Origin of the sequence: Caballeronia sp. LZ065 (assembly GCF_031450975.1) — a bacterium.
In the GTDB taxonomy this organism is placed as follows: Bacteria; Pseudomonadota; Gammaproteobacteria; order Burkholderiales; family Burkholderiaceae; genus Caballeronia.
In genome coordinates, this window is the sequence record NZ_JARUXV010000044.1 from 72,761 (window position 1) to 97,136 (window position 24,376).

21 protein-coding genes are annotated in these 24,376 nt (G+C 64.8%); 13 read left to right on the top strand and 8 right to left on the bottom strand.

Features of this window, described 5'->3' with window-relative positions:
- Nucleotides 1–39 precede the first annotated feature (39 nt).
- The 5 genes from QCE63_RS35925 (at nt 40) to QCE63_RS35945 (ending at nt 6,493) form a co-directional block, all read left to right on the top strand.
- Nucleotides 40–957: a LysR substrate-binding domain-containing protein gene (locus QCE63_RS35925; RefSeq protein ID WP_309840088.1), complete on the top strand. Its 918-nt coding sequence runs from the start codon at nt 40–42 to the stop codon at nt 955–957.
- 52 nt (nt 958–1,009) lie between these two features.
- Nucleotides 1,010–1,948, top strand: coding sequence for a glyoxylate/hydroxypyruvate reductase A (locus tag QCE63_RS35930; RefSeq protein WP_309840089.1), 939 nt, complete (start codon nt 1,010–1,012; stop codon nt 1,946–1,948).
- A 275-nt stretch (nt 1,949–2,223) separates the two neighbouring features.
- Nucleotides 2,224–5,016 carry a molybdopterin cofactor-binding domain-containing protein gene (locus tag QCE63_RS35935; protein ID WP_309840090.1) on the top strand — a complete coding sequence of 931 codons (2,793 nt, stop codon included), beginning with the start codon at nt 2,224–2,226 and terminating at the stop codon, nt 5,014–5,016.
- On the top strand, nt 5,013–5,540 hold the full coding sequence (locus QCE63_RS35940) for a 2Fe-2S iron-sulfur cluster-binding protein (RefSeq protein ID WP_309840092.1): 528 nt from the start codon (nt 5,013–5,015) through the stop codon (nt 5,538–5,540). Before QCE63_RS35935 ends, QCE63_RS35940 begins: the two co-directional genes overlap by 4 nt.
- Complete coding sequence (locus tag QCE63_RS35945; protein ID WP_309840093.1) at nt 5,537–6,493, top strand: hypothetical protein; 957 nt, start codon at nt 5,537–5,539, stop codon at nt 6,491–6,493. The genes QCE63_RS35940 and QCE63_RS35945 overlap by 4 nt, the downstream gene beginning before the upstream one ends.
- Nucleotides 6,494–6,499: 6 nt before the next feature.
- Here the strand turns inward: QCE63_RS35945 and QCE63_RS35950 are convergent, their stop codons facing one another.
- On the bottom strand, nt 6,500–8,437 hold the full coding sequence (locus QCE63_RS35950; protein WP_309840095.1) for a DNA/RNA non-specific endonuclease: 1,938 nt from the start codon (nt 8,435–8,437) through the stop codon (nt 6,500–6,502).
- 120 nt (nt 8,438–8,557) lie between these two features.
- Nucleotides 8,558–9,715 carry an epoxide hydrolase gene (locus QCE63_RS35955; RefSeq protein WP_309840097.1) on the bottom strand — a complete coding sequence of 386 codons (1,158 nt, stop codon included), beginning with the start codon at nt 9,713–9,715 and terminating at the stop codon, nt 8,558–8,560.
- Nucleotides 9,716–10,159: 444 nt separating this feature from the next.
- Between QCE63_RS35955 and QCE63_RS35960 the strand changes: the two genes are divergently transcribed.
- The gene (locus tag QCE63_RS35960) at nt 10,160–10,969 is read left to right on the top strand and encodes a class II aldolase/adducin family protein (protein WP_309840099.1); all 810 of its coding nucleotides are present in this window, start codon (nt 10,160–10,162) and stop codon (nt 10,967–10,969) included.
- Between the two features lie 98 nt (nt 10,970–11,067).
- The gene (locus QCE63_RS35965) at nt 11,068–12,372 is read left to right on the top strand and encodes an MFS transporter (RefSeq protein ID WP_309840101.1); all 1,305 of its coding nucleotides are present in this window, start codon (nt 11,068–11,070) and stop codon (nt 12,370–12,372) included.
- A 20-nt stretch (nt 12,373–12,392) separates the two neighbouring features.
- Here the strand turns inward: QCE63_RS35965 and QCE63_RS35970 are convergent, their stop codons facing one another.
- On the bottom strand, nt 12,393–13,304 hold the full coding sequence (locus QCE63_RS35970) for a LysR family transcriptional regulator (protein ID WP_309840103.1): 912 nt from the start codon (nt 13,302–13,304) through the stop codon (nt 12,393–12,395).
- 130 nt (nt 13,305–13,434) lie between these two features.
- Here QCE63_RS35970 and QCE63_RS35975 point away from each other — a divergent pair, with 130 nt between their 5' ends.
- The 6 genes from QCE63_RS35975 to QCE63_RS36000 all read left to right on the top strand — a co-directional run bounded on the left by QCE63_RS35975 (nt 13,435) and on the right by QCE63_RS36000 (nt 17,267).
- Nucleotides 13,435–13,656 (top strand): ParD-like family protein, encoded by a 222-nt coding sequence (locus tag QCE63_RS35975; RefSeq protein WP_309840104.1) that lies wholly within the window; start codon nt 13,435–13,437, stop codon nt 13,654–13,656.
- Nucleotides 13,653–14,420 carry a type I methionyl aminopeptidase gene (gene map / locus QCE63_RS35980; RefSeq protein ID WP_309840106.1) on the top strand — a complete coding sequence of 256 codons (768 nt, stop codon included), beginning with the start codon at nt 13,653–13,655 and terminating at the stop codon, nt 14,418–14,420. The genes QCE63_RS35975 and map overlap by 4 nt, the downstream gene beginning before the upstream one ends.
- A 255-nt stretch (nt 14,421–14,675) precedes the next feature.
- Nucleotides 14,676–15,344, top strand: coding sequence for an arylsulfatase (locus QCE63_RS35985; RefSeq protein ID WP_309840107.1), 669 nt, complete (start codon nt 14,676–14,678; stop codon nt 15,342–15,344).
- Nucleotides 15,344–16,048, top strand: a complete 705-nt coding sequence (locus QCE63_RS35990; RefSeq protein ID WP_309840108.1) for a substrate-binding domain-containing protein — start codon at nt 15,344–15,346, stop codon at nt 16,046–16,048. Before QCE63_RS35985 ends, QCE63_RS35990 begins: the two co-directional genes overlap by 1 nt.
- A 17-nt stretch (nt 16,049–16,065) precedes the next feature.
- Nucleotides 16,066–16,488, top strand: coding sequence for a RidA family protein (locus QCE63_RS35995; protein WP_309840111.1), 423 nt, complete (start codon nt 16,066–16,068; stop codon nt 16,486–16,488).
- Nucleotides 16,485–17,267, top strand: coding sequence for a TIM barrel protein (locus QCE63_RS36000; RefSeq protein WP_309840113.1), 783 nt, complete (start codon nt 16,485–16,487; stop codon nt 17,265–17,267). Before QCE63_RS35995 ends, QCE63_RS36000 begins: the two co-directional genes overlap by 4 nt.
- A gap of 12 nt (nt 17,268–17,279) precedes the next feature.
- Here QCE63_RS36000 and QCE63_RS36005 read toward each other — a convergent pair whose 3' ends face one another.
- The 5 genes from QCE63_RS36005 to QCE63_RS36025 all read right to left on the bottom strand — a co-directional run bounded on the left by QCE63_RS36005 (nt 17,280) and on the right by QCE63_RS36025 (nt 24,376).
- Nucleotides 17,280–18,242 (bottom strand): LysR substrate-binding domain-containing protein, encoded by a 963-nt coding sequence (locus tag QCE63_RS36005; RefSeq protein WP_309840115.1) that lies wholly within the window; start codon nt 18,240–18,242, stop codon nt 17,280–17,282.
- Between the two features lie 48 nt (nt 18,243–18,290).
- The gene (locus QCE63_RS36010; protein WP_309840117.1) at nt 18,291–19,181 is read right to left on the bottom strand and encodes an alpha/beta hydrolase; all 891 of its coding nucleotides are present in this window, start codon (nt 19,179–19,181) and stop codon (nt 18,291–18,293) included.
- 79 nt (nt 19,182–19,260) lie between these two features.
- Nucleotides 19,261–20,919 (bottom strand): hydantoinase B/oxoprolinase family protein, encoded by a 1,659-nt coding sequence (locus QCE63_RS36015; RefSeq protein WP_309840119.1) that lies wholly within the window; start codon nt 20,917–20,919, stop codon nt 19,261–19,263.
- Nucleotides 20,916–23,027 carry a hydantoinase/oxoprolinase family protein gene (locus QCE63_RS36020; protein ID WP_309840121.1) on the bottom strand — a complete coding sequence of 704 codons (2,112 nt, stop codon included), beginning with the start codon at nt 23,025–23,027 and terminating at the stop codon, nt 20,916–20,918. The genes QCE63_RS36015 and QCE63_RS36020 overlap by 4 nt, the downstream gene beginning before the upstream one ends.
- Nucleotides 23,028–23,071: 44 nt before the next feature.
- Complete coding sequence (locus QCE63_RS36025) at nt 23,072–24,376, bottom strand: TRAP transporter large permease subunit (RefSeq protein WP_309840122.1); 1,305 nt, start codon at nt 24,374–24,376, stop codon at nt 23,072–23,074.

A 24,376-nucleotide genomic window follows, 5' to 3' on the forward strand; every position in this document is an offset into this window, starting at 1 on the left:
GTGGGCTTCCGTTTGCAGGGCGGTTGCGCCGTCGTCATCATGAACATCCGGCAACTCGAAGCATTCCAGGCCACGATGAAAGTCGGCACGATGATCGGCGCCGCCGAACTGCTCGGGCTGTCGCAGCCGTCGGTCAGCAGGCTCATCAGCGATTTCGAGCGCGCGCTGGGCGTCACGTTGTTCGACCGCGCGAACGGCAGGCTCGTGCCGACGCCGGAAGCCCGCATGATCCGCGAGCAGGTCGAGGCGACCATCCGTTCGCACGAACGCATTGCCGAACTCGCCGCCGACGTGCGCAAGCTGCGCGTTGGAAGCATTGCGATTGCCTGCATGCCCGCGCTCGGCATCACCTTCATGCCCACCGTGATCGCGCGCTTTCGCGAGGCGCATCCGGAAGTGGACGTGTCGCTCGACGTGCAGATGTCCTCGAAGATCGAGGACTGGATCGCGGCGCAGCAGATCGACTTCGGGCTGGCCGAACTGCCTGCGGTCGCGCACGAACTTACCGTCGACGAGTTCTGCAACGTGCCCTACTACGCGGTGATGAAGAAGCAGCACGAGTTGTCGGCGAAGGATGTGCTGGCGCCGCAGGACTTCGACGGCCGCACCTTCATCTCGATGACCGGTCATTACCAGCCGCGCGTCCATGTGGACCGTTTCTTCGACAGTCACGACGTGAGCCGGATCACGCGCATCGATACGTCGCTGTCGCATGCCACCTGCGAGATGGCGGCGCTGGACCTGGGCATCGGTTTCGTCGATCCGTTCAGCGTGCATGGCTATCTGGATCGCGTCGATGCCCGTCCGGTCGATCCCTGTATCCGCTTTCGCGTCGGGCTGATGTACCCGACGCATCGTCCGCTGTCGAAGCTCGGGCGCACCTTCGTCTCGTTCATGAAGGAGTTCCGCGACGAATGGCTCGCGGACGTGGCCGCCCGATGCCGTCCGGGCGTCTGACGCGGCACCTTGTTTCCGGAATCGAATCGCATTATCGAGGAGAGGCGTTTTCATGTTGTTACTGGTCAATTCGGGCGGACCCGGCGCGGTCGGCGAGTGGCAGGATCATTTTGCGAAGTGGCTGCCTGAACTCGAGGTGCGCGGCTGGAACCATCCCGAAGTCGACGATGCCCAGGTGGACTTCGTCCTCGTCTGGGAGCCGACGCCGGGGCGTCTCGCGCGCATGCCCGCGCTGAAGATCGTGTTCAGCGCAGCGGCAGGCGTCGATCACATCATGTCGGACCGTTCCGTGCCCGCGCATCTGCCCATTGTGCGGATGGTCACGCCCGAGACCACCGAACGCATGTCGGACTACGTGATGGCCGCGTGCTTCGGCATCACGCGGGACTTGGCCGCGCTTCACGATGCGCAGCGCCAGCGCCGCTGGAATGACGAGCTGTTCGGCAGGCGCTCGGGCGAGACGAACGTGGCCGTGCTCGGGCTCGGCGAACTTGGCGCGGCCTGCGCGCAACGGCTCGCGCTGAACGGATTTCAGGTCCGGGGCTGGTCGCGTTCGCCGAGGAACCTGCAGGGCGTGACGTGCTTCAGCGGCAATGAGGCACTGGATGCCCTGCTCGATCACGCGCACATCGTGGTCAATCTGCTGCCCGACACGCCGCAGACGCGCGGCATGATCGACGCGGCCTTGCTCGCCAAACTGCCGATGGGCGCGTCCATCGTGAACGCGGGCCGTGGCCCGCAAGTCGTGCTCGACGATGTACTCGCCGCGCTCGACCAAGGCCGCTTGCGCAGCGCGTGGCTCGATGTCTTCGAACAAGAGCCGCTCGATCCGGACAGCCGCCTCTGGTCGCATCCGGGCGTGGTCGTCACGCCGCATGTGGCGTCGCTGCCTTCTCGCGGCGCACGCGCGGAGCAGGTTGCGCGGGCGCTGCGCGAGCATCTCGAGGGCAAGCCCTTGCAGCATGTGTATGACCGGGCGTTGGGGTATTGAGTCCACGGAGATCCGGAAGCGGCTGAACCGAACGACTGGACACTTCCTCTGCAGCGCTCTTTCACGACAAGAGCGAACAACGAGCGGAAAAGCGCTGCATTTTGACCTTGTTTAGACCCGGGTCATCGCCTAATTTCATATCTAACCGACGTCCATCCCGACACCGCGCGCATTGCGCGCTTGCCTGAGCAGTAGAAGCTGAAGTCGCCGCTGCACGAACGGCTATCGTGCAGGCCCATCCTTGCGGTTGCGAACTACCCTGTGTCGAGGGCAGCATGGACGGTCGATTTCCGGTTACACGGCGGGCCTTCCTCAAGGCTGTCGGCGGCAGCGCCGCCACGGTCACGGTCAGCGGAATCGCGTCGCTGATGGAGGGTTGCGCCACGCACGCCGTCGATGACGCGTCGCCACACACCGCCGACAACGCGTTGCTGATGCAGGCCGGCAACCCCGACTGGGCGCCCGAACCCGGCAAGGCGCGCTGGCGGATCGAAGGCGTCAGCAAGGTCACGGGCGCGAAGGTCTATGCGCGCGACTTCAAGGCAGCGGATTTCAATGGCTGGCCGAAGCAGGAAAACTGGCTGTACGCGCTGCGCTGCGACCGCATCGATCAGGTCATCGACGATATCGACCTCAGCATGTTGCCCGGCGCGCTGAAGCCGGCCGTGGTCATCACCAGCGAGACGCTTGCACAACACGACATCCCCGCCTCCGCCGACAGCAGCGGCATCGGCCATCCTGCCGCCGAGTTGTTCGCGCAACGATCCGCACCGGCGGGATGCTATGGACAGCCGGTCGCATTGCTGATCTTCGATAACTTCGACATCTATCGCCGGGCGAAGAAGATCCTCGACTTCAATCCGGCCGTGATTCGCTACGGCGCAATGAAACCCGACGTCGTCAAGCCGTATCCGACGCTCAATTCGGATGTCTTCAAGAACAGCAAGATCTACGTCCGGAACGATGAAACCGGCTTCTGGAACACCAACATGCAGCCGGACAATAACGGCAACCCGACGCAGGCGTTCAAGGCGGTCGCGCGTGACGAACGCGAGGGCATCCTCGACCTGGCCCGGGATCAGGTCCGCAAAGGGAAATGGCTGCAATTCGGCACCACGGACGGACACCTCTTCCAGACTCCCGCCATGGACCCGGTCTTCATGGAACCGGAATCGGGCCTCGCGTGGTTCGACCCGGACACGCGCGTCATGAAGATGGTGTTGGGCACGCAATCGCCGCGCGACGATGGCGCAAGCGTCGCCTTTCTGCTCGCCACCAAGGACCTCAAACCCGAGCGCGTCGACATCATTGCCTGTTATCCCGGCGGCGGCTTCGGCGGGCGCGACAAGTCGCCGTTTCCAGCGTATCTCGGCCTCGCCGCGCGCTTCGCCAAGGCGCCGTTGCGTTGGCAACTGTCGCGCTACGAACAGTTTCAGGTGGGCTTGAAACGCACCGAGACGAGATTCGAAGAATCGATCTGGCTCGATCGCGGCGGCCGGATCCAGGCGCTCAGCAGCCGGTTCCTTCTGAACTCCGGCGGCAGGCAGAACCTGACGGGCGCGGTCGGCGACCTCGCGGCGATGAGCGCGATGAGCTGCTATGACATTCCGCGTGCCAGCGCCGAAGGCGTCACGTTCTTCTCACCGGAAATCTACGGCGGCTCGCAGCGCGGCTTCGGCGGGCCGCAAGCCTTCATCGCCATCGAAACCCTGCTCGACGAAGCCGCTCACGCGCTCCGCAAGTCCCCGTTCGAGATCCGCCGCATGAACCTGCTCGGCACGCCGGGCAGCCGGACCATCACGGGCGGAAAGATCCTGTTCGATCTCCAGTTGACCCAGCATCTGAAGCGGCTGGAAACGCATCCGCTCTGGACCGGGCGCATGCGTACCCGCAGCGAGCGCGCAAAAGACGGGTTGCGCTATGGCGTCGGCTTCGCCATGTCCAATCAAGCCTATGGCACGGCGAAGGATGGCGTCTTCGCGCTGGTGGAAATCGGCCAGACGACGGGCGTGCGCGTGGTGACGCACTACACCGACATGGGCAACGGCGCGGCCACCACGCTGGCGCTCGCGCCGGCCCGGCATCTCGGCCGCAATGCGCAACAGATCAGGATGAGCGACGCGGCCGTCTTCACGGCCATCGATGACTACGATGCCAGCCAATCCGGCCGCTGGAGCAAGTTCCGCAACGCCAAGGGGCTGTCCAGCCCGTTCGGATCGTCGAGCGCGTGCCTCGGCGCGTTCCATCACGTTCAGGCGGTCGATCGCGCGGCATTGACCTTGATGCTTCAGAGCGTCCTGCCGGCCGCCCGCGCGATCTGGCGCGATGACAAGGTCGGATACGGCGACCTGAAATGGATCGACGGGAATCTCAGCGCTCCGGGGCGCGAGTCGCTGACCTGGTCCAGGCTGCTCGACGCCATCAACCGCCAGCGCCTGCATACCGTTGCCGCCACCCATCTCACCTACGCGGGCGATTTCTGGAAGAGCAACTATGTCTTCAAGTCGGGCATGAGCATGATGGACTGCGACTTCATCGCAACCGGGCCGAGCGTCAGCGAACTGCGCCCCGTGACGCACGGCGTCCTGCATGAGCCGAAGGAGATCATCGTCGGCTATGGGCGAACCAACTATGCGCCGGCGGCGGCGCTCGTATCCGTTGCGGTGGATGCCCAAACGGGCCGCGTAAAAGTCGAGCAGGTCGTGAGCACGCTGAGCGCCGGTCGTCTCTTGTGCCCGGAGATCGTCAGCGGACAGTCGCACGGCGCGGTGGCGATGGCCCTCAGCAACGTGCTGAGCGAAACCTGTCCTCCCGGACGGGACGGCCCGGGCAACGGCACATGGAATCTGGACCGGTACCGGATCATGAGCATGCAGGAGGCGCCCGAACAGGAACTCCACACGCTCGACCCGCCCGACGACGGCCAGCAACGCGCGGCACGCGGGATCGGCGAAGCGGTCATGTGCCCGATCGCGCCCGCCCTGCTCAACGCGCTCGCCATGGCGACGGGACACCGCTTCAGGCAGACGCCGGTGACGCCGCAAGTGATCCGCGAGGCCCTCAAGTGAACGGCGCGGTCATCAGGCTGCACGTCAACGGCCAGGCGCTCACCGTCAGCGCCGACGATGCCGACATGAGCCTCGCCGATTATCTGCACGAGCGCCTCGACCTGACCGGCACGAAGGTCTGTTGCGGGATCGGCGTGTGCCGCGCGTGCACGGTCGGCATTCGCAACCGGCCCGATGCGCTGCTGGAGAAGACGCTTGCGTGCGTGACCACCGTCAGCACGCTCGCGAACCAGCACGTCTATACGGTCGAGAGCCTGGCGCAAGGCAATCGGCTCGCGCCGCTTCAGCAGAGTTTTCTGGAAGCGTTCGCGTTCCAGTGCGGCTACTGCACGCCCGGCTTCCTGATGGCCGCGACGGCCATGCTGGAGCATCTCGGCCAGTACGGCGCGTCCGCCGAACGGATCGACGACGCGATCGATACCTGGGTCGGCGGCAACCTGTGCCGGTGCACCGGCTACGTCAGGTACAAGGAAGCGATCCGCCGGGTCGCGCGGGCGAAGCTCAAGGGCGGAGCGGGATCATGAGACGCGCGCTTGTCGTCGCTGCGCTGGCCGTGGTGCTTGCCGTCGAAGCGGCTCCGCCGCAGCCGCAGAGCATCCTCGACTATGGCGCGCAGTGTTCGCGGGAAATCGGCGCGATTCCGCCCTTCGATTGCACCAGCGGCGCCGAAATACCCATCACCGTCGACGGCAGGCGGATCGGGCTGGACGAACATCCCGCGCGTTGCGACCGCCCATCGCTGCTTTATCCTCGGGATGACAAAGCGCAGCAGTGCATGCCCGGCGCGAGGATTCTCGATCTGTCGCGCGGGGCAACGCAGATTTCCGCTTATTGCCGCAAGAACGATCCTCGCAACACGGTCGCGGCCCATTTCGACGAGGTCGTGATCGTGCTGCATCACACAGGGAATGGCAAGACGTGCTGGTTTGCCTCGAAGGATCCGCCCGATCCGACTTCCGGCTGGGACACGTCGCGCGTCCCGCCGCCCGACGAGAAGACGCCGCCCGCGCCGAAGCTTGCGGCGGTCGAGTTCTGGCAGACGCCGGACAAGCTGGCCGCCAAAAAGCCCAACTGCATTGCATGCCACGATGCCGGGCCGTTCATCATGAGCCCGTTCATCGCGCAGGTGTGGGACAAGGTGCCGACCGATCCCTGGGGCAAGTATTCGAGCATCGGACCGGCCTTCCAGATGGAGCGTCTGAAAACGATGAGCACGCCGGGCAATACCTGCGTCGGCTGCCACCGGATCGGCACGAAGCAGACGTGCGAGGTCTTTCTCGGCCTTTCGACCGGCGGACCCGCGCCGGGTAACGGCACGCTTGCCAACCGCTTTCCGCTGAGCCACTGGATGCCCACGGACACCAACCTGAGCGAAGCCCAGTGGAGCGCCGCGCATCGCGACTCCATCGCCGCGTTGCAAGCCTGCTGCCAGAATCGGACCACGTCCGGCTGCACCTTCACGCCGATGCCGAAATAAGCGGCCTCATCCGAAGAAATTGCTGCCTTCGATGAGTAGGGCCGGCTCGCCCGCGCTTTCCGGAAACTTCGTGTCGATCTGATGCAACGCGCGGCCGAAGCGCAGGCCCGTCAGCGTTTCGATCTTGCCGAGCGGCACCTGATACCAGCGAAACTCGTCGAGTTCGAGCGCTTCAGGCTTGAGCGTCTTGAGCAGATCGTCCTGCGTCAGCAGGAATGCGCGGGCCTTGTTGTCGTGGTCTTCGTCGTCGGTGAAGAAGACGGCTTTCCAGAATTGCCGGGGAAGCTGCACGCCCCGGTAAGCGGCGTCGTCGGGATCGAGCACGGGGCCGCCCATCAGGCTCACGCGCAGCTTGTGGAGCACGACGTCTTCGAGCACGGCGTTCTCCAGCAGCCCCCACTTGCCGTTCAGCTTCGACTGATTGAAGGCGCGATGCTGCGGCGTCATGTTGGTGAAGAAGAAACTGTCCTGATTCGCCTGCCGCGCTTCCTCCAGACTGCCCCATACGAGATCGTCGCGCCGCGCGAGATGGCCGCGGTCGATGTCGTTGCGGCGGTACAGTTCATCGCCGATCTGGAACGCGTCGAGACCGTCGCGCTCGTCCTTGACGAAGCGGAGGCCTTTGCGGTTGATCGTTTTTTTCGCGCCGCCGTCGATGTTCCACGCGCAGCACAACGGCAGCTTCCGCGACGCGGAGAGCCACGCGGTGTAGTGGCAATAGTCGATCGAATCCTGTCCTTCCAGACCGCGCAGATCCGCTTCGACCCGTTTCAGGAAGGTGGGCCTCGGCACGGCGAACTCGAGGAAGCCGGAGTCGAAACCGGTGCGCAGCGGGCTGTCATGCGGCGCCCTGTTTCGTGCCGTGGCCTGTGGCGCCGGTTCGCCCGTCCAGGGTGAGATTTCGAGTTTCTGGAAGACCGCATACGCGTGGCAAGCGAGCGCGTAATCGCTGGCGGAGCCTTCCGCTTCGCCGCCGAAATGCAGGCCAAGCATCGTGTCCGTCACCTTGCCGTTTTTCGGATTGACGGCCATCCACGCCGATCCCGAATCTCCGCCCTTCGAGATCTGGTGATCCGCCGCCGGATGCGCGGGCGATGGCTCCAGTTCGAAGCCGCTGACCGCCTTTTCGCCGACGCCTTCATAGGTCATCTTGAAGAGCGCTTCGATGCGCGTGACGGTGGCATACGTGACGCCCGTCGTGCGGCCGCTCTTGACGGCGAGATCGCCCAGTTCGGCCTTGCCGATGTTCGCCACCGCGACATCGAGTTCGAGCAGCCGGGTATCGAACTGACGACTCTCGATGCTCGCCACCGCGCAGTCGCCCGCAATACCGAGATGACTTCTCACCAGCTTGCCGACGGCGTTCTGCGCGACGCGGTCGTCGTCGAACGGGCCCGGCTGCACGATCGTGTCGCCCGGCACGCCGGACGCTCCGCTGAGCACGTGCCAGTTGCTGAGGATCAGCGGCTGGGCCGTCGCGACGTCGCGCACGATGGTCCCGAGCGTCCCGGCGGTGGAACGGATATGGCCGATGCTGATGCCGCCGCGAAGCGGATCCTGACGCGCCTTGCGTGCCGGCTTGGCTTCGACCTGCACCACCTTGAAGGTCGGCACATAGCTGCGTTGCAGGATGTCGACCGGAATGCGGCGTCCTTCGAACTCGATGGTTTCGGGCAGCGGCGTAATGGCGCGGGCCTCGAGCGTTTCGGGCGCCAGCTTCTGCTCGACGGTGAATTGCAGCGCCGGCACGTTGGTGGTCTTGCCGCCAACCTGTTTCATGCCGATACCGACACTGGTCACGTTCGGCCGCTGGAGCAGCGCTTCGCCCTGAGCGCGAATCAGGCGCGCGATGCGTTCGATGTCGCCGGCCTTGCTGCGGGGAGACGTCTTCGCGGCCGGCCGTGTCTTCCTGGCTGCGGCCTGCGTGCGTTGCGACTTGGCCATACCCTTCTCCTTGTCAGTGAGCGCGTCGTGCGACGCGCGCCGCGTCCGCTGGAGGCGACGCTCCGACATGAATGAAAGGAGAAACCGGGTGAAATGTAAAGCTGCTCGCGCTGCGCGCGTTCACTTCACGCGCAACGGTCTGAAAAACGCGCGGATCTCTTCGGCGAGCAAATCCGGCTGCTCAAGCGCAGCGAAATGTCCGCCGCGCGGCATCGCGTTCCAGCGGCGCACATCGAAGACGCGTTCGAGCCACGAGCGCGGCGGCATCGGCAACTCGCGCGGAAACAGCGCGACGCCGAGCGGTGTCGAAACGCGTTCGGACGGAGCGAAACTCAGCGGCTGACGGCGGTTCTCCTTGTAGATGCGATACGACGCATCGAGCATGTGGCCGAACCAGTAGATGGACACGTCGGTCAGCACGTCATCGAGCGTGAATGCGCGTTCGATGTCGCCGTCGCAATCGCTCCAGGTCCGGAACTTCTCCACGACCCACGCGGCGAGTCCCACGGGAGAGTCGGTCATGGCAAAGCTCAGCGTGTGCGGCTTCGTGCCTTGCAAGGCCGCATACGCGCCTTCCGTTGAGGCCCATGTGGCGACCGTGTCGAGATAGGCCTGTTCATCCGCGCTCGGAGGAGGCAGGCTCGGGCCCATTGCCGGCCGGAAACTGGCGGGAATGTAATTGACATGCGCGCCGATGACATCCTCCGGGAAACAGCGCGCCAGCCACAACGAAACCGTTGCGCCGATGTCGCCGCCTTGCGTGCCGAAGCGTTCGTAGCCGAGGCCGTTCATCAGCCCGCGCCATAGTCCGGCGATGTGGCGCGCGCTGCAACCCGGACCGGCGGGCGGCGCGGAAAAACCGAAACCCGGCAGCGAAGGCACGACGACGTGAAACGCATCGGCCGCGTCTCCGCCATGCGCGGCCGGATCGGTCAGCAGCGGAATGATCCGTTCCATTTCGATGAAGGAACCGGGCCAGCCATGCGTCAGGATGAGCGGCATGGGCGCGGGGCCCCGGCCAGGCTGATGGACGAAGTGGAGGTCCTGGCCGTCGATGATCGCCTGGAACTGCGGCAGACGGTTCAGACGAGCTTCCTGGGCGCGCCAGTCGAAATGCTTGAGCCAGTGATCCGAGACGCGTTGCAGATAGGTGAGGCTCGTGCCGTCTTCCCAATCGTCCGCATCGAGCGCGGCCGGCCAGCGGGTCTGGCGGAGGCGCTGTTTGAGATCGTCGATCTGGGCATCGGGGATCGCGATGCGGAAGGGGCGCAGGTTCATGGCACGGTCCGGTGCTTGGGCGGGAAAGGTCAGCTTAGCGGTTTCGTGACATGGACAGGAAGCAGCATGTTCCTGAGTGCAAGAGGACGACTGTCGGGACCGGCTGATGGCCGCATTTCCGACCCAACAATCCGGACGCTTCTTCTGCGCAGACGATGAACGCTTCCACGTCGGCGGCATGACCTGCGCGCTCACGAATCCGTGGGGCAACCGGACGTTGGAGGCGGCGGACAACATCGTTGCGTGCATGCCGGAAGGTCACAGGTTCTCGTATCAGGCTGAAGACCAGGCTCGCTGCATCGCGTGCCTCGCGGCTCATCCCATGCGCCTGGCTCAGGGTTTTCCATCCCGTTCCCTTGCATAAAACCTATTCCTGCCGCCCCCTGAATCCCTCGAAACTCCGCTCCTATACTGGCTCCTCACCCCACACGAGGAGATGTATCGGTGCTGATGGACGCCAAGGATTCGATCTATAGTCCCACGCAGGACGGCCTGATCTTCCCGCAGGAACCCAGCTTCGCCAGTTCCGCCGAGGAGCGCCGCTATCGCAAGGAACATCTCGCCGCCGGGTGCCGGATCTTCGCCCGGCACGGCTTCAGTTTCGGCTTCGGCGGCCATCTGACGGTGCGCGATCCCGAACACCCCGAACTCTTCTGGACCAATCCGATGTGCGTGCCGTGGTCGCGCACGAAGACCTCGCAGCTCGTCCTCGTCGATCACACGGGCACGGTGATCGAAGGCCAGCATGCGGTGAATCGCGCGGGCTACGTGCTGCATTCGGCAATCCACGCCGATAACCCCGACATCATCGGCTCATGCCATGCGCACACCGTGCACGGCGATGCGTGGGCCGCGATGGGCAAGCCGCTCGATTACGTAACGCAGGATGCCTGCATGTTCTACGGCAGCCATGCCGTGGTGCGCGACGGCGCGGGCAAGGTGCCGGTGGCGGACGACTCGGGCAATCCGATCGCGCGCGCCTTCAACGATCACAAGGCCATCATCCACCAGAATCACGGCCTGCTGACCGCGAGCCGCCACAGCATCGACGACGCGGTGTGGACCTTCATCGCGCTCGATCACTGCTGCAGGATGCAGTTGCTGATGGACGCGACCGAATCGCGCCCGGTGCAGATCGATCCCACCTTCGCGGAGTATTCGCATCAGCATCTGGGCAATTCGTTCATCAGCTGGCTGCACTTCCAGACCATGCTTTACGAGATCAACGAGCAGGAGCCCGACTACCTCGACTGACGCACCGGCGTTCCCCCAGTACATCGGCGGCATGAGCGATCCTGCACGTCGCGCATGCCGCACGAAAGCGCTCGAGAATACTTACATCGGAGACATGCATGGAAGCGCTCTATGGTGAAGACACCGTCCGGCAGACAGACACGAGCCGCACGTATTACCGCGCCTACTGGCGGCTGTTGCCGCTGCTGCTGATCTGCTATCTGGTCGCCTATCTGGACCGCGTCAACGTGGGCTTCGCGAAACTGCAGATGCTCGATGCACTGCACTTCGACGACGCCATCTATGGTCTCGGCTCGGGCATCTTCTTCGCGGGTTATTTCTTCTTCGAGGTGCCCAGCAATCTGGTGATGCGCAAGGTGGGCGCGCGCAAGTGGATCGCGCGCATCATGCTGACCTGGGGCGTGATCTCGGCAGCGATGATCTTCGTCAAGACGCCCACCATGTTCTACATCGCGCGCTTTCTGCTCGGCGCCGCGGAGGCCGGCTTCGCGCCCGCCATCATGTATCTGCTCACGCTCTGGTTCCCGGCGCGCTACCGCGGCCGCGCGATGTCCATCTACGTGATGGGCGCACCGCTCGCGTTCGTCGTCGGCGGGCCGATCTCGGGCTATATCCTGCACGCGCTCTCCGGCAACGAGCATCTCGCGGCATGGCAGTGGCTGTTCCTGATCGAAGCCATTCCAGCCGTCGCGCTGGCGTTCATCGTGCTCGCCTTCCTCGATGACGATCCCGCGCACTCGCGCTGGATCAGCGAAGAAGAAAGCCAGAACGTGCTCGCGGAACTGCGCGCGGAAAACGCCAACAAGGTCGATCATTCGAGCGTGCGCGCGTTCCTCGCCAACCGCAAGCTGTGGGAGTTCTGCGGCATCTACTTCTGCCTCATCATGGGCCTCTACGCGCTGGGCTTCTGGATGCCCTCGCTCATCAAGCGCAGCGGCGTGATCGATCCCTTCGCCATCGGGCTCTATTCGGCCGTGCCCAACATCTTCGCGGCCATCGCGCTGTATGTATCGAACCGCAGCGCCGACCGCACGGGCGGCCGCCGCGTGCATTTCGCGCTGTTCATCGTGATCGGCGCAGCGGGTCTTGCGGCCAGCATGTGGTTCTCGGCAGGTCCGCTCGTGACGACAGCCTGTCTCTCCGTCGCCGCCGCAGGTGTCTACTCGTGCATCGCACTGTTCTGGGCGTTGCCGACGAGTCTCTTCGTCGGCGCATCGGTGGCCGCCGCGCTCGCGTTCATCAATTCGGTGGGCAACATCGCCGGCTTCATGTCGCCCTGGCTCGTCGGCATGCTCAACGTGATGGTCGGGCACGCGGAGGTCGGCATGTACGTGATCTCCGCGTTTCTCGTGCTCGGCGGCGCGATGACCATGCGCCTGCCGAAGACGCTCGACGACCGCTGACCGCTGACGTCACCTCGTGCTCAGGCGGCCCACGGCGGCCGCCTGAGCCGCTCCGCCACATGGTCGATGAACGCCCGCACCCGTGGATGCAGGGACGCATCGCGCGGATACAGCGCATAGATGGCGGTTTCGTCGCTGGGCTGGAAGTCGGTGAGGAGCGGCACGAGCATCTTGCTGCGGATCGACGGCAACACCATGTGCTCCGCCATGCGCGTGATGCCGACGCCCGCCAGGCACATGTTCACCGAACTCACGCCGCTGCTCGTCTGAAAATTGCCGTTGATGAGCATGGAAGTACGCTCGCCGTCGATCATGAATGGCCAGTGATTCAGATGATCCATGGGCGGCTCCCACATCAGGCAGTTGTGCCGGGCGAGATCGGCGGGCACCGAAGGCACGCCGTGCCGCGCAATGTACAAGGGCGACGCGGTGACCACGCGTTGCAGATGACACAGCTTGCGGCTCACGAGATTCGAGTCCTGCAGGCTGCCCATGCGTATCGCGACATCGAAGCCTTCGCCGATGATGTCCGCCAGCGTGTCCGATAGCGAAAGCCGCACGCGCAGCCCCGGATAACGTTCGAGAAAACCCGGAATGAGCGGCACGATCTGGTCCATGCCGAACGACGTCGCCACTGTCACGCGAATGCCGCCGGTCATGTCCTGACTGGCGCGCGCGAGTTGCGCCTCGGCGGTATCGATGTCATCGAGCACGCGCTTGCACAGCGCGAGGTACTGATGCCCTTCCTGCGTCACCTGAAGACTGCGCGTGGAGCGCCGCAACAGCGCCACGCCAAGGCGCTTCTCCAGCGCCGAGACGGCGCGGCTGACATACGGCTGCTGAAGATCGAGCAGGAGCGCCGCGGCGGTGAAGCCGCCGCTTTCCGCGACGGCCTTGAAGATCTTCATTTCGACGAGACGTTCGACCTTCATGTTCGCGATGCACGCTCGAGCGGGGTCAAAGCGAGCATTTTAGCCAGCGGCCGCATGCCGTCCTACCGGGACTTGCACTGCCCTCCCTTCCAATATACGATTCGTATATGCTTCATATAAGGAGAAGAGCATGGGCATCGTCAATATCGACGACGATCTGCACGATCAGATCCGCAAGGCCAGCGCCGTGTCGTGCCGGTCCATCAACGCGCAGGCGGCTTTCTGGATCAAGGCCGGCATGTTGTGCGAGATGACTCCCGGCATGACGCTCAATGAGATCGTCGCGCGGGAATTACGTGCGGCGGGCGTGGCTACCGAGTCCGCCGGGCTTGCCGGAGTCGCGCCAGCGTGACCAAGCGTCCGGAGGAAATCGCCTTGCTCGCCGAGTCGGGCAGGCTGCTGGCGCAGGTATTCGGTCATCTGGACAAGCTGGATCTGATCGGCATGTCCACGATGCAGGTCAACGATCTGGTGGACGGTCTCATCGTCGATGAACTGAGCGCGCGTCCCGCAAGCAAGGGGCAATATGGCTATGCCTACGCGCTCAACGCGTCCCGCAACGACGTGGTATGCCATGGCGTCCCGTCCCACGCGGAGATTCTGCAAAGCGGCGACATCGTCAACTTCGACATCACGCTCGAAAAGAACGGCTATATCGCGGATTCGAGCAAGACCTATCTGATCGGCAACGTTGCCGCGCCGGCCAGGCGGCTCGTGCAGGTGACCTACGAAGCGATGTGGAAGGGCATCAAGGCGGTGCGTTCCGGCGCCACGCTCGGTGACATCGGTTATGCCATCGAGCGGCATGCCCGCAGGAACGGTTATTCGGTGGTCAGGGAATATTGCGGTCATGGCATCGGCAGGGAGATGCATGAAGATCCGCAAGTGCTGCACTGGGGCCGGCCGCGAACGGGCCTGCGCTTGCAGGAAGGCATGGTGTTCACCATCGAACCGATGCTCAACCAGGGACGCTCCGCCGTGTGGACCGAGCAGGATGGCTGGACCGTCCTTACCCGCGACGGTCAGCTCTCCGCTCAATTCGAGCATACCGTTGCGGTGACGCGCAACGGCGTGCGCGTACTGACGCTGCGTGCTGAAGAGGCGCGCCTGAACTGAACAGGAACTGGCGCGGCGGCATGTTGAAGGTCGCCCTGCGAAAGGGCGCTGACAGCCCGCGCAACACGCTGCCTCGGCCGCACCCGGTCCCTCCGCGATCTTGAGACGGCGGTCGAGCACGGACGCATTCGCGCCGGTGACATCGACTCAACACCTGTTGCGTTCTTTGAGTTTGAGCGGCCGCATGCGGGCCGGTACGCTGGGATGAGTTGCCGGACGCTCGATCCGGCGCCCGCACACGGCGCACCGACCTCCATGAAACTCGACCATTCCATCGTGCTCCTGCACGCGACGCCCGTCGCGATCGCGCCGATTCAGGCCGCGTTCGCCACTGACTGGCCCGAAGCGAAACTGAGCAATCTGCTCGACGACGGCCTGACGGCCGCCCGCGGCAAGAACCGGGACCTGGACGACGCGCTGCGGCAGCGCTTCATCCGCCTCGCGCGCTATGGCAGTGAGACCGGCGCCGATGCCGTGCTCGCTACCTGCTCGGCCTTCGGCCCCGCCATCGAAGCAGCGGACGCCGAGTTGCCCATCCCGGTGTGCAAGCCGAATACCGCGATGTTCGCGGACGCGCTGGCGCAGGGTCAAAGCATCGCGATGCTCGCGACCTTCGCGCCCGCCCTGCCGACGATGGTCGCGGAATTCTTCGAGGAAGCCGAACGCAGCAAGCCGGGCGCGACGCTTTCGACGTTCGTGGTGGACGATGCGATCGACCATCTGCGCGCCGGCGATGCCGCGACACACAACCGTCTGGTCGCGGACAAGGCCGCGAGCCTGCACGGCTACGACGCGATCATGCTCGCGCATTTCTCGACGGCGCAGGCCCTCGATGCCGTCACGGCCGTTGCGGCGTGTCCGGTTTTTTCAGCGCCGCGCAGTGCGATCGCGCATCTGAAGAAACGCCTTGGCGTGTCCTGCTGATGCGTCCGCCCCCCTTCTCTTCCTTTTCGCTGATGAGCACGCTGGCCGTGAAGCGCGCGCTCGTCGATACGGTGATCCCTTGCTTCGAGACAGAACACGGAATCGAAGTGCAGGCGCTCTTCGATCCCACCAACGTGCTGCAACAGCGCATCTCGGGCGGCGCACAGGCGGACGTGCTGATCGCGACGCGCGCCTGCGTGCAGCGCCTCGCGCAAGACCGGATCGTCGCTGCGCCGAGCGTGCGTGCGCTGGTCAGGACCGGCGTCGGCATTGCCGTTGCCGGAGACGTGGCCCTACCGTCCCTGCACGACGTCGATGCGTTGCGCACGCTGCTCCTCGACGCGCGCTCGGTCGCCTGCTCGCGTACAGGTGCGAGCGGCGTGTACTTCGCGTCGCTGCTTCGGAGACTGGGTATCGCGGAACAAGTCGATGCGCGCGCAACCATCATCGAAAAGGGCCTGACGGGCGAGTGCATCCTGCGCGGCGAAGCGGATGTCGCGATCCAGCAGATGAGCGAACTGGCGATGGTGGACGGCATCGCGCTCGCCGGTCCGTTGCCTGAAGAGGTACAGCACTACACCGATTTCGATGTCGCGATGTTCGACGCAAGCGCAGGTCTGCCAGCCAGCGCCGCGTTCGTCGACGCGTTGTTCTCCGCTACGGCCCGTCACGCTTATGCGCGCTTCGGCCTCACTGTCTTCTGACTCGCGAGCACGATCCAATGGACCTCAATCAGCACACGCCCAGTTCACTCATCACGCCCGTCACCGTGTTCGGCAACCTCGCGTTCGTGAGCGGCCAGTTGCCGCGCCAGAATGGCGTCGTGATGTATTCGGGCAAGGTCGGCGCCGACCTGTCCGTGGACGATGGCCGCCAGGCCGCCGCACTGTGCGCGGAGGCTTGCCTCGAAGCGCTCGCCCGCGCGCTCGATGGCCACGCGCGCGTTGCACAGATCGTGAAGCTCACGGGATTCGTCGCCTCCACGCCGGAATTCACGCAGCAAGGCGCGGTGATCGACGGCGCATCGCGCGTGTTGATCGATGCCCTCGGTGAGCGCGGCCGGCACGCGCGAAGTGCGATCGGCGTCCAGCAATTGCCGCATGGCGCGGCAGTGGAAGTCGAGATGATCGTGGGGCTGACATGAAGCGCCGCTTCGCCGCGAATCTCAAATGGCTGTTCACCGAACTGCCGTTCATGGAACGCTTCGAAGCGGCCGCGCGGCAAGGCTTCGACGCTGTCGAGTACGCCTCGCCCTTTGAGTACGACCCGTCCGAGCTTCGGCGCGCACTCGAACGCTGGAACCTGACCCAGGTGCTCATCAACACGCCCGCGGCGCAGGCGGGTATGACCGGCGCGAACGGCTATGCGTGCCTGCCAGGCCATGTCGATGTGTTCCGCGAAGGCATCGATCAGGCGCTCGATTACGCCGACGCCCTCGGCTGCGGCCTCATCCATCTGCTCGCCGGAAAGCGGCCGGATACTTGCCCGGAAGAAGAAGCCGAAGCGGTCTTTCGCGACAACCTCGCATGGGCGGCCGCGCGGGCATCAGGAACAAACGTGACTTTCGTACTCGAATGCCTGAATCAGCAGGACGTGCCCGGCTACTTTCTTCGAAGTCTCGACCACGCGAGCGCGTTCCTGCAACGCAATGTGAGACTGCTGTTCGATTGCTATCACGCCGGCATGAGCGGCGTGGACGTGGCACGCGCGTTCACCACGCATCAGGAAGAGATCGCGCATATCCAGATAGCCGATCTGCCGGGCCGCCATGAACCCGGATCAGGGCGTCTGCCGTGGCATGCGATCCTGCGCGCCATCGACGACAGTGCCTATGCCGGATGGATCGGTTGCGAATACCGTCCCCGTACGACGACGCTCGCGGGCCTGGACTGGCGCAACGCCTTTCCGGCTACACCAAGCTAAGCGGCGCGGCGCTCAGAACATCGTCCGCAGGTTCGCCATCTCGAGTTCCGCGCGCAACCACTTCTCGAACACGGCGGCCTCGGCCGAGTTGCGCAGGCTCGAAGACCGCAGCAGATAGTACGAGATATTGTCGACGTGATACTTCGGGTCTGGAAAAGGCTCGATCAGGCGTCCGTCGCGCAACTCCTCTTCCGCGAGAATCTCGCTCTCCAGCACCACGCCCAAACCCTCGACCGCGGCTTCGATCGCCATGGCCGAACGGTCGAGCCACAAATCGTGTGCCGGCTTGACGACGAGATTGCCCACACGGCGAAAATAGTCCACCCAGTTCAGCGGATTGTTCGAATGGATCAGCGTCGCCCTGGCGAGATCGCGCGGGCTTTCCAGCGCGATCTCGCGGGCCAGTTGCGGGCTGCACAGCGGCCTCAGCCGTTCGACCAGCAACGGCTCGGCCAGCTTGAGACCGGGCGTTTGCGGACCGTGCGCGATGGCGATGTCGTAACGGTTGGAATCGAGTTCGTGGGTATGCAGCGTGGCGAGGCGCACGCGGAACAGCGGATTGGCCTTCAGAAAGGTTTGCAGGCGCGGCTGCAGCCACTTGACCGAGAAGCTGTTCGGCACGGCAATCGCCAGATAGCCGCCCCACGACTGCGGCGCCAGCGCATTGGTCGCATTCGCGATCAGGCCGAACGCCTTCTCGAGTTCGCGCGCGTACGAGCGGCCGGCGACCGTCAGCACCGCGCGGCCCGCATGGCGCTGGAACAACGGCACGCCGAGGAAGTCCTCGAGTTGCTGGATATGGTGGCTGACGGCGGACGTCGTGATGCCGATCTCGTCCGCGCCCTGCGTGAAACTGCCATGACGCGCGGCGGCCTCGAAGGCAATCAGGGACTTGAGCGGCGGGAAGCGCACGCGGCGCGTGTCGGCTGCCGTATCCGCCGGTTCGCCGTTCTTCTTCCTCGACTCAGCCGTCATGAACCTGTCCTTCGCTTTTCGATGACGGCCAGCATAACGCAGTTCAAGTCAGCGACCCAGGCACAGACTGAAGAAGCGCATCAGCTCGTCGGCCAGCTTGTGAGGCTGCTCTTCGGGAATGTAATGACCGCATGCTTCGATCACGCCGCCGTCAAGCCGCTCGCACAGCGGTTGCATCAGTTCGTGGATGGTCGGCGCACTGCCGACGTCGCCGCCGAGCGCCAGCACCGGCGGACGGATGCGCCTGGCGAACAGTTGCTGGTTCTGCCGCATGTCTTCCTCGACGGCGCGGTAATAGCCCAGCATGCCGCGCAGCCCGCCGGGCGACGCATAGGCCTTCACGTACTCGTCGACATCGGCGGCTTCGAAGGTCGCCATCGCGTTCGCGGTCTTGCGATTGAAGAACCATTCGATCAGGATGCGCTCACGGCCCGCAATCAGAGCCTCAGGCAGGTCTTCCACGGCATTGAACAGAAAATGCCAGCTGCGCCAGTTCGAAGGCGCCGTGACCGACACTTCCGGCTTGAGCGTGATACCCGGAATATTGCCGTCGATGAACACGATGCCATCGAGATCGTCAGCGTAGTGATGTGCATATGGGTACGCGATCCACGAGCCGATGTCGTGCCCCACATAGAAATGCCGGCCCACACCCAGCGTCTTCAGCAGCTCGTGGATGCGAGCCGCGGCGGTTTCGGTGTCGTAGCCGCTCATCGGCTTGTCCGTGTAGCCCTGGCCCGGCAGGTCGATGGCGATGGTGCGGTACGCGCCCGCCAGCAGCGGCTGGACGCGGCGCCACGCATACGCCGTCTGCGGGAAGCCCGCGAGCAGCACGACCGTCGGTCCGGTTCCGCCATCCACCATGTGATACCGGATGTCGCCGCTGCGGACGAAGCGGCGCTTGAACCGCTTGCCGCCGAGATCGATCACGCCTTCCATGAGAGTCCTCTTCGTGAATGAAGTGAAGCCTTGCAAGCCGATTGTATCGGCGCTTTGCCGTCGTTTCAGGCAATGCTTTTCAGGCAAGTTCGCGCGACTGCCGCGGGTAATGCGCCGCGACGAATTGCGCGCTGACGAGCCCCGCCTCGAGGTCCGCCGCGATGCGTGCAACCGGCCGCCGGGCGGGATCGCCGAAACCGCCACCGCCCGCATCGCGAATCTCGACGATGCCGCCGTCCGGAATGAGCACACGCGCCTTCGGATCGGTCTCCACGCCATCCACGATCACCTGCCGGTGCGCGCCCGGCTGCGCGCCTGCAAATCCCTTCGCCGCAATGCGCGTGCGCGACGCCATGAACGACGCTTCGAGCGGCCGCCCGGTGTCGTTGCGAATCGCGAAGACCTGACCGTTGCCGCCTTGATACTCGCCGGGGCCGCCGGTGTCCTCCAGCACCTCCTTGCGCAGGAACGTGCAACTGATCTGCTGCTCCCAGAACTCCACCGAGCCGCCGATGATATTGGCCGGCGCCGGGAGTGCCGCGCGGCCGTCGTAGCCCAGCAGCGCGCCATAGCCGCCCGCCGAGAAGTAGATGGACGAATACGGCTTGCCCGCGCGCGTCTGACCGCGCAGGTTCATCTGGAACACCATGCCCGAGTCGGCCTGCACGTCATGCGGAAACGCATCGGCGAGCGCGTTGAAGATCAGCGGCCCGACGAAATGCCCGAACACATGGCGCGCGCCGGTCGGGTTCGGACGCAGCGCGTTCAGGATGCAGTTGTCCGGGGCATCGATGGTGACGAAGTCCAGGATCGCCTGATTGTTCGGGATGTTCGGCGCCACCAGCACCTTGGTGCAGAAGTAGCAGAACGCCCGCGTGTAGCACAGCGGCACGTTCACGCCGCGCCCCACCACGGGATCCGTGCCGGCGAAGTCATAGGCGAAGCCCGCGTCGCTCAGCGTCACCGCGACGGCCAGGGTAATATCCGGGAAATCGCTGCCGCCCTCGACCGGGATCGTCGCCGCGTAGCGTCCCTTCGGCATCGATTCGAGCTTCGCGAGGATCGACTTGCGCGTCAGGGCGAAGATGGCGTCGGCGGCATCCGTCGTCGTGGCGAGCCCGTGCTCCGTGAGAATCCTGACGAGTCCCTGCGCGCCCACGTTGCAGGCCGCGATGTTGCAGTAGATGTCGCCGAGTACGTAATCGACGGTACGCACGTTGTTCTTGATGAACTCGATCACGAAGCGATTCTCCACGCCCGCCTCGTACAACTTGACCGGCGGAAGCGAGAAGCCTTCCTCGTAGACGTCGCGCGCGACCGAACCCATCCCCACGCCGCCGACATCCGCGAGATGCGACACGGTCAGGCAGTACCCGATGAGCGCGCCCTCATGGAACACCGGCTTCATCACGTTGATGTCGAAGGTATGCCCGGTGCCGATCCACGGATCGTTGGTCACGATGATGTCGCCGTCGCGCAACGTGGCTGCATCGAACGCGGCGAGCATGTGGCCGAGTGTGCTCGGACCCGTGCCGGTGAACGACGGCACGCTGGTCGCGCCCTGCGCGATCAGACGGCCGCGCGCGTCGAACAGCATGCAGGAGAAGTCGCCGCTGGCCCGCACCATCGTCGAGAAGGCGGTGCGTTCCATGGCCGAGACCATTTCGTCGGCGACGGAAACGAAGCGCGACCAGATGATGCCGGCATCCACCGGATCCATGTTGATTGGGGTTGTCACTGCATGATCTCCGCGATGAGGTCCAGCGTCGGCGCCACACGAGCGTGCGCGTAAGCGGGAATGTAGAGGGTCGTGTCGTTCTCCTCGATCAGCGCGGGACCCGTCCGCGTCCAGCCGACCGGCAATGCATAGCGGTTGAACACGGGCACGTCGGTCCAGGTATCGCGCTCGCCGTCGCTGATGTAGCAGGCGCGCGGCGCCTTCTCCTGGTGCGCGGCGGGCGTCAGCGCGTCGTAGGTGAAGCGGCGCACGGACTTGAGTTGCTCCGGCATCGACACCTCGACCTCCCAGGTGCTGATCTCGATACCGTAGTCGGCGAAGTTCAGGCCGAAAATCTCCTTGTACGCGGCAAGAAAGCGCGTGCGGATCGCGGCCGCATCGAGATAACGTCCGTCAGCGGATATCTCGACCGTCATCTCGGAATCCTGCCCCTCGTAGCGCATGCCGAGTTTCACGCTGGTCTGCGCGCCGCCCGACACGAGTTGGCGCGCATACGGCTCGGCGGCAATGAGCGCATCGACGGCGCGGCGGATCACTTCATCGTCCACGTCCGCGAGGTTCATCTTGCGCGTCTGTTGCAGCACGATGCCTTCGCTGCTCGCGAACTGGCCCATCGCCGATGCCACGCCCGCCGCGAACGGAAAGATCACACGGAGGATCGACAGCAGACGGGCAATGGGCAGCGCATGTACCGGCGACGAACCGCCGGTGCAGACCAGCGTAGCCCGCCGGTAATCGAGACCCCGTTCCGCCGCATGCACGCGAAAGGCACGCGCCACGTTCTCGTTGATCGTGCGGTGGATGCCGAGCGCCGCGCGCTCCACGGCGATCCCGAGCGGGCGCGCGATCCGTTCTTCGATGACCCGCTGCGCCTCAGTCCGCGTCGCTTCGATGCCGCTGTTGCGAAAGTTCGCTTCGCCCAGAAAGCCGAGGAACAGATTCGCGTCCGTGACGGTGGCTTCGGTGCCGCCGCGCGCGTAACACGCCGGTCCCGGCGCCGCGCCCGCGCTGCGCGGTCCGACCGAGAGCGCGCCGCGTTCGTCGATCTCCGCGATACTGCCGCCGCCCGCGCCGATCTCGATCAGATCCAGCGCCGGGATCATCAGCGGGAAGCCGCTGCCCGCTTCGAACGCGCCTTCGCGCGCCACTTCGAGCCCGGCCTGCACATCGACCTTCCCGCCGATCAGGAACGCGCCCTTGGCAGTCGTGCCGCCCATGTCGTAGGCGAGCACGGTGTGCGCGTCCGGCGCGGCATCGTCGGGCGCGTTGCGTGCGGCAATCTCGCGCGCCGCCAGCACGCCTGCCGCCGGTCCGGATTCGATCAGCCGCACCGGCGCGCGCACGCAGTGATCGATCGGCAAGGGCAAGCCGGAGGACGTCATCATCAGCAGGCGGCCGTCGAAGCCCTTCTCGCGCGCGCCGGCATCCAGACGGGTTACGTATTGCGCCAGCAACGGCATGGTGAACGCATTCACCGCGCAGGTCATCCAGCGTTCGTATTCGCCGGAGCGCGGCGCGAGCGCGCTGGACACCGAGACGACCGCATCCGGAAACGCTTCGAGCAGCCATGTTTCAACGAGCCGTTCGTTGGCGGGATTCTGGAACGCGTGCAGGAAACAGATGGCGAAGTTGCGGATACCGGTGGCCTCAACCAGCTGCTGCACGTCCGCCAGCAGCGCGTCCTTGTCCAGCTGCCGCACGACTTCGCCGTCATAGGCCACGCGCTCCTGCACCGCCACCTTCAGCCGATGTTTCGTCAGCGGCTTCGGAAACGCGAGCCGCAGGTTGGACACGTTGTAACGATGCTCGCGGCCGGTCTCCAGCGTCGTGCCGAAGCCTTCGGTATGCAGCAGGATGAAGTCGTGACCGCGCCGCTCGATCACGGCATTGGTAATGACCGTGGTGGCGTGCAGGAACACGTCGCAAGCGGCGAGATCGAGGTGCGCGTCGTCACGCAGATGGTCGAAACCCGAGAAGATCGCCTCTTCCGGGCGCGGCGGCGTGCTCAGCACCTTCGCGGTGGTCACGCGTTGTGTCTCGTGGTCGAGCACGACGAAGTCGGTGAACGTGCCACCGATATCCACTGAAACAGCAAACCTGGACGTCATGGTGTTTTTCATTTGACGATGCAATGGGCGGAGGGTCGTTGCGTTCATTTCATGCCGAGGTGTTCGGGCAGCCACAGCGCGATCTGCGGAAACGCAATCAGCGCGATGCCGAACAGGATGAGCAGCGCGAGGTACGGCAGCGTGGCCTTCGTGATGACGGACAGCTTCTCGCCCGTGATGCCCTGGATCACGAACAGGTTGAAGCCGATAGGCGGATGCACTTGCACGATCTCGACGGCAATCACCAGGAAGATGCCGAACCAGATCGCGTTGAAGCCGGCGGCGAGCACCATCGGCAGGACGATCGGCAAGGTGATGACGATGATGGAAAAGCCTTCCAGGAAGGAGCCGAGCAGGATGTAGCCGATGAACAGCACGAACAGCAGCGCGAACGGCGACAGATGCAGCTGATGCACGAAGGACGCCGCCGCCTGCCCGACGCCGAGGAACGCCGAGGCGCTGCCGAGGATCGATGCGCCCAGAATGATGAGCGCGATCATCGAGCAGGTTTTCACCGCGCCGAGGCCCACTTCCTTGAGCTTGGCGATGCTCAGGTCGCGCTGGAACCCGGCAATCGCCAGCGCGCCCACTACCCCGGCCGCCGCGGCTTCGGACGGCGTGACCAGCCCGCCGTACATGCTGCCGAGCACCGCGCCGATGAGCAGCGAGACCGGCGCGAGATGCCTGAGCGAAGCCCAGCGCTCGCTCCACGGCAGCGTCGTCATGCTCTCTTCCTCGGGGATCAGTTTCTTGTTCCACGTCGTGTGAATCATGATCCACGCCATGAAGCAGGACGCGAGCAGGATCGCGGGCACGAGTCCGGCCGCGAACAGCTTCAGCACCGACACCTGCGCGAGCACGCCGTACACGATCATGATGTTGGAAGGCGGCACCAGGAAGCCCAGCGTGCCTGCGCCCGCGAGGCTGCCCATCGAAATGCGGCGGTCATAGTGACGCCGGTCGAGTTCGGCGAGCGTCACGCGCCCGACGATCTGCGTCGTCGCGGCCGAGGATCCGGAGATCGCCGCGAAGAGCGAGCAGCCGATCACGTTCGAATGCAGCAGCTTGCCGGGCAACAGACTGGCCCATGGCGCGAGTCCCTTGAACAGCGACGTGGAAATGCGCGTGCGGAACAGGATCTCGCCCATCACGATGAAGAGCGGCAGCGCCAGCAGTTCCTGCGTGGTCATCACGTTCCACGCATACTGCGCGACGAGGCGGTCGACCGGTATCGACTTGAAGATGAAGAGCGCGAGCGAGCCGGTGATCGCCAGCGTCAGTCCGACCCAGATACCGATGGACAGTCCGCCGAACAGCAGCACGCCCATCGTGGCCAGTACGGTTCCCAT

Coding starts and splice junctions, on each gene's coding strand:
- QCE63_RS35925 (WP_309840088.1), top strand. CDS start 40: ATGAACATCCGGCAACTCGAAGCATTCCAGGCCACGATGAAAGTCGGC.
- QCE63_RS35930 (WP_309840089.1), top strand. CDS start 1,010: ATGTTGTTACTGGTCAATTCGGGCGGACCCGGCGCGGTCGGCGAGTGG.
- QCE63_RS35935 (WP_309840090.1), top strand. CDS start 2,224: ATGGACGGTCGATTTCCGGTTACACGGCGGGCCTTCCTCAAGGCTGTC.
- QCE63_RS35945 (WP_309840093.1), top strand. CDS start 5,537: ATGAGACGCGCGCTTGTCGTCGCTGCGCTGGCCGTGGTGCTTGCCGTC.
- QCE63_RS35950 (WP_309840095.1), bottom strand. CDS start 8,437: ATGGCCAAGTCGCAACGCACGCAGGCCGCAGCCAGGAAGACACGGCCG.
- QCE63_RS35955 (WP_309840097.1), bottom strand. CDS start 9,715: ATGAACCTGCGCCCCTTCCGCATCGCGATCCCCGATGCCCAGATCGAC.
- QCE63_RS35965 (WP_309840101.1), top strand. CDS start 11,068: ATGGAAGCGCTCTATGGTGAAGACACCGTCCGGCAGACAGACACGAGC.
- QCE63_RS35970 (WP_309840103.1), bottom strand. CDS start 13,304: ATGAAGGTCGAACGTCTCGTCGAAATGAAGATCTTCAAGGCCGTCGCG.
- QCE63_RS35975 (WP_309840104.1), top strand. CDS start 13,435: ATGGGCATCGTCAATATCGACGACGATCTGCACGATCAGATCCGCAAG.
- QCE63_RS35985 (WP_309840107.1), top strand. CDS start 14,676: ATGAAACTCGACCATTCCATCGTGCTCCTGCACGCGACGCCCGTCGCG.
- QCE63_RS35990 (WP_309840108.1), top strand. CDS start 15,344: ATGCGTCCGCCCCCCTTCTCTTCCTTTTCGCTGATGAGCACGCTGGCC.
- QCE63_RS35995 (WP_309840111.1), top strand. CDS start 16,066: ATGGACCTCAATCAGCACACGCCCAGTTCACTCATCACGCCCGTCACC.
- QCE63_RS36000 (WP_309840113.1), top strand. CDS start 16,485: ATGAAGCGCCGCTTCGCCGCGAATCTCAAATGGCTGTTCACCGAACTG.
- QCE63_RS36005 (WP_309840115.1), bottom strand. CDS start 18,242: ATGACGGCTGAGTCGAGGAAGAAGAACGGCGAACCGGCGGATACGGCA.
- QCE63_RS36010 (WP_309840117.1), bottom strand. CDS start 19,181: ATGGAAGGCGTGATCGATCTCGGCGGCAAGCGGTTCAAGCGCCGCTTC.
- QCE63_RS36020 (WP_309840121.1), bottom strand. CDS start 23,027: ATGACGTCCAGGTTTGCTGTTTCAGTGGATATCGGTGGCACGTTCACC.
- QCE63_RS36025 (WP_309840122.1), bottom strand. CDS start 24,376: ATGGGAACCGTACTGGCCACGATGGGCGTGCTGCTGTTCGGCGGACTG.